This is a genomic window from Achromobacter sp. 10T422, assembly GCF_056394065.1.
In genome coordinates, this window is the sequence record NZ_JBFTHD010000019.1 from 1 (window position 1) to 3,926 (window position 3,926).

Sequence of the window (3,926 nt, forward strand, 5' to 3'; positions counted from 1 at the left end):
GAGCGTGCGTACAGCCGTTCATGCGACGGGTGGCGGCGGTAGAAGGTGGGGCCGTGGCCAGGGCGATTGGGATGGGGAAGACGCTGATCAAGGCAGGGGGAGTGATAGCGGCGTTGGGAGGGGTGGCGGATGGGGTGGGGAGTTTTGCGGCGGAGGTTCGGGCAGATTCCTCGGGAGATATCGATGCGGCAAAGCAGTACAGGTTGAGTGGCTTCATATCAATCTTCGGTGCTGCGGCGAGCATCTTTGGCATATTGATAGACGGAGCCTTGTTAGGGCCGCTGGGACTTGGAATCGCGCTTGGGCTGGTCGCATTCGCCGTAGGAAAGAATGCCAAGTCTCTTGAATCGGACAGTTTGGAAATGTGGGCCCGTCGTTCCTACTTTGGCAAAGCAGAACGAGAACGTCGTTGGGACGCGGCGCACCACATGGACGCGGCGATTTCGGCATTGAACGCTGCGTTCATAGGAATGGACGCAACCCTGGGTTTTCATTCTGCCAAGCGGGTAATGGATACCGATTTGCTTCTAACGGCGGACATTCTGGAAATCAAGTCAACCGGCGGCGTCGAATCGGGAATCGAACTGGGCTATCGGATCGTATTGCCAGGGTTCGACCCAACGATGTCGCGCTTCGAATTCAAGCTGCTTTTAGAGAGCTTTGGCTTGGAAAGAAGTGGACGTCGAGGTCCAACACTCTCAGAGGGAGTGCTTGCGGTAATGCATCACAACAGCATGCGGCAGGCCCCTGGATTGGATTCTTATAGATATTTACTTCCAAAGTATCAGCGTTTGCCGACCCGAGAATCTCCCGTCTTGAGTTGTCGGTACTGGCTCGGACCCTTGCACGGCATAAAGAACGCCACGATCGAGATCACTTTTTGGCCGGACAAGGATGACCTTACCGGCTACGCCCGCCTCAGCATGACCGAGGAAGCGTAATGGCTCAACCTAAACTCAGCCCGGCCTGCACGGGATGGAAACGCGATTTGCCCGGCCCAAATGAGCGTCCTGGTGCACCTCCAAACTTGCGTGAGAACGCGCCCAATTATCTTGATGACGTCTACATGGAACTGTCTCGACGGTCGTCCCGCATTCGTGGGGTGTTGTTGCTGTTTCTCCCCTTTATGCTCTACGCGACCATCATCGGAGTACCTGACATCATTTGGAGTTTGCTTGTGGACCATCCCGGAGCGTTCACCGCGAGCGATTGGTCGACGCTATGGATTGCTTTGTTCGTCTTGGCGATTGGCGTCTGGATGACCGCATTTATTTATCTGGCCGAGGTATCCCCCCCACGCGACCTCCCCATCCGCTTCAACCGCGCCCGTCGCCGCATCTACGTCTACGGCTTCCACATGGTCTGGTGGAATCCCTTCACCCGCTGGTACGTCACCACTGCCAGCTACCCCTGGGACGATGTCCGCGCGGAAGTCTGGGAACAATGGGGCGCTACCTCAGGCGGCGGTTTGATGATCAAGTGGGGCGTTTCGATCGCCATCGTCAAACCCAACACCAATGACGTCATCGAACGCTTTCACCTCAGCACCTACAACCACGACCTCGACAACGTCTGGGCCTACGTCTGCACCTACATGCAGCAAGGCCCGCAAGCCTTGCCGCCTTGCGACATCGAACCGCGCGATGCGAACGATGTGCCCGCGTACAACCTGGCGTTGCGCTGGGCGCCTCGGGTGGAGTGGCCGAAAGCGATGGATTGGGAGTCGAGGTCTAGCGAAGGGTCACGAGTGCTGGAGGGGCCGGGGCAATGACGCTGACGAGGGAATTGTTGTTTGTCACTGACAAGGGCGACCTTGTCCGCTGCGGCCACGTCTCGGCGTGACGGACGACGCGTCATGATCAAGCCCCAGCTCAATCCGCCATGCGCCGGTTGGAAGCGTGATCTTCCGGGTCCGAACGCGCCGCCGGAAGTGGCTCCGGCACTGCATGAATGCGCCCCAAACTATCTGGACGACACGTATCTGGAACTTTCTCGACGATCCTCGGCGGTGCGAGGCCTGCTCGTGCTGACACCGGTTTTCTTGTGCCCTCCGCTGTTTGGTCTCGTTTTCCGTATACCTGATGCAATAGGACACGCAATCACTTCGGGACCTAGCCAGTCTTGGATAGGTTTAATAATTTGGATGTGCGCGACTTTCTTGCTCGGATGCTATTCGGTCTTGCTCTTTGTGAAGGCTGATGTCCTGCCTCCACGCGACCTCCCCATCCGCTTCAACCGCGCCCGCCGCCGTATCTACGTCTACGGCTTCCACATGGTCTGGTGGAACCCCTTCACCCGCTGGTACGTCACCACCGCCAGCTACCCCTGGGACGATGTCCGCGCGGAAGTCTGGGAACAATGGGGCGCCACCTCTGGCGGCGGTTTGATGATCAAGTGGGGCGTATCGATCGCCATCGTCAAACCCAACACCAATGACGTCATCGAACGCTTTCACCTCAGCACCTACAACCACGATCTTGACAACCTCTGGGCCTACGTCTGCACCTATATGCAGCAAGGCCCGCAAGCCTTGCCGCCTTGCGACATCGAACCGCGCGATGCGAACGATGTGCCCGCGTACAACCTGGCGTTGCGCTGGGCGCCTCGGGTGGAGTGGCCAGAAGAGATGGATTTGGAGTCGCGATCCAGCGGAGATTCACGAGCGTTGGAGGGCAGGGGGCAAGGATGGTGATGAGAGCAGCCACTATTGCGCCTGCCAAGGACGGTCTTACCGGCGAAGCCCGCATCAGCATGACCGAGGAAGCGTAATGGCCAGATCAAAACTCAAGCCGCCCTGCGCAGGATGGCAACGCGATCTGCCGGGACCTAATGATCCGCCCGAAGTTGCGCCAACGCTGCGGGAGGACGCGCCCAATCATGTTGATGAAATATATATGGAACTATCGAGGCGTTCGTCCAACATTCGCGGCTTGTTGCTCTTGTTTGTGCCACTTTGCGCATATTTTCTAGCAAGGCGACCACTTATTCTCTTGAGTCGAGGAGGGGTTGAACTCAGCTTTGACTCCATAGTGACAGAGCTGCTGTTCTTCGGAATACTCTCCACGACGGCCTATCTTGCTTATCGCTTCGACGTCTCCCCACCCCGCGACCTCCCCGTCCGCTTCAACCGCGCCCGCCGCCGCATCTACGTCTACGGCTTCCACATGGTCTGGTGGAACCCCTTCACTCGCTGGTACGTCACCACAGCCAGCTACCCCTGGGACGACGTCCGCGCGGAAGTCTGGKAACAATGGGGTGCCACCTCTGGCGGTGGTTTGATGATCAAGTGGGGCGTATCGATTGCCATCGTGAAACCCAACACCAATGACGTCATCGAACGCTTCCACCTCAGCACCTACAACCAAGACCTGGACAACGTCTGGGCCTACGTCTGCACCTACATGCAGCAAGGCCCGCAAGCCTTGCCGCCTTGCAACATCGAACCGCGCGATGCGAACGATGTGCCGGCGTACAACCTGGCGTTGCGCTGGGCACCTCGGGTGGAGTGGCCAGAAGAGATGGATTGGGAGTCGCGATCTAGCGGAGGTTCACGAGCGTTGGAGGGCGGGGGGCAAGGATGGTGATGAGAGCAGCCACTATTGCGCCTGCCAATGACGGCGTTAACAGCTGCGCCCGCATCGACATGACGAAAGAATCGCAATGACCAGATCAAAACTCAATCCGCCCTGTGCGGGGTGGCGACGCGATTTGTCAGGGCCTGATGACCCACCAGAGGTCATGCCGAGCCTGCGCGAGGATGCGGCCAATCATGTCGATGACATATACATGGAGTTGTCTCGACGATCTTCGAGCATACGTGGTCTTCTTATTTTTGCTATTCCGTATACGGCTTACACGGCAATTTTCGGAGCACCCGAGATCGTCTTCGGGCTGCTGGCAGGAGGCGACGAAGGGTTCACCTCTAC

4 protein-coding genes and 1 pseudogene are annotated in these 3,926 nt (G+C 58.0%); all 5 read left to right on the forward strand.

Annotation, left to right across the window (positions count from 1 at the left end; genetic code table 11):
• Positions 1-941, forward strand: a pseudogene (locus AC1DB0_RS29730) (hypothetical protein); the annotation flags it as partial.
• A 317-nt stretch (positions 942-1,258) separates the two neighbouring features.
• Positions 1,259-1,771 (forward strand): DUF6708 domain-containing protein, encoded by a 513-nt coding sequence (locus tag AC1DB0_RS29735; RefSeq protein ID WP_476758544.1) that lies wholly within the window; start codon positions 1,259-1,261, stop codon positions 1,769-1,771.
• Positions 1,772-2,143: 372 nt separating this feature from the next.
• Positions 2,144-2,692, forward strand: coding sequence for a DUF6708 domain-containing protein (locus AC1DB0_RS29740; protein ID WP_476758545.1), 549 nt, complete (start codon positions 2,144-2,146; stop codon positions 2,690-2,692).
• Positions 2,693-2,990: 298 nt separating this feature from the next.
• Positions 2,991-3,584: a DUF6708 domain-containing protein gene (locus AC1DB0_RS29745; RefSeq protein WP_476758817.1), complete on the forward strand. Its 594-nt coding sequence runs from the start codon at positions 2,991-2,993 to the stop codon at positions 3,582-3,584.
• A gap of 154 nt (positions 3,585-3,738) precedes the next feature.
• Positions 3,739-3,926: hypothetical protein (locus tag AC1DB0_RS29750; protein ID WP_476758818.1), on the forward strand; the 188-nt coding region annotated here is incomplete at its 3' end.

What these genes read in the sequence shown, in the direction of transcription:
- AC1DB0_RS29740 (WP_476758545.1), top strand. Translation starts at nt 2,144, where the DNA reads ATGTGCGCGACTTTCTTGCTCGGATGCTATTCGGTCTTGCTCTTTGTG.
- AC1DB0_RS29735 (WP_476758544.1), top strand. Translation starts at nt 1,259, where the DNA reads ATGACCGCATTTATTTATCTGGCCGAGGTATCCCCCCCACGCGACCTC.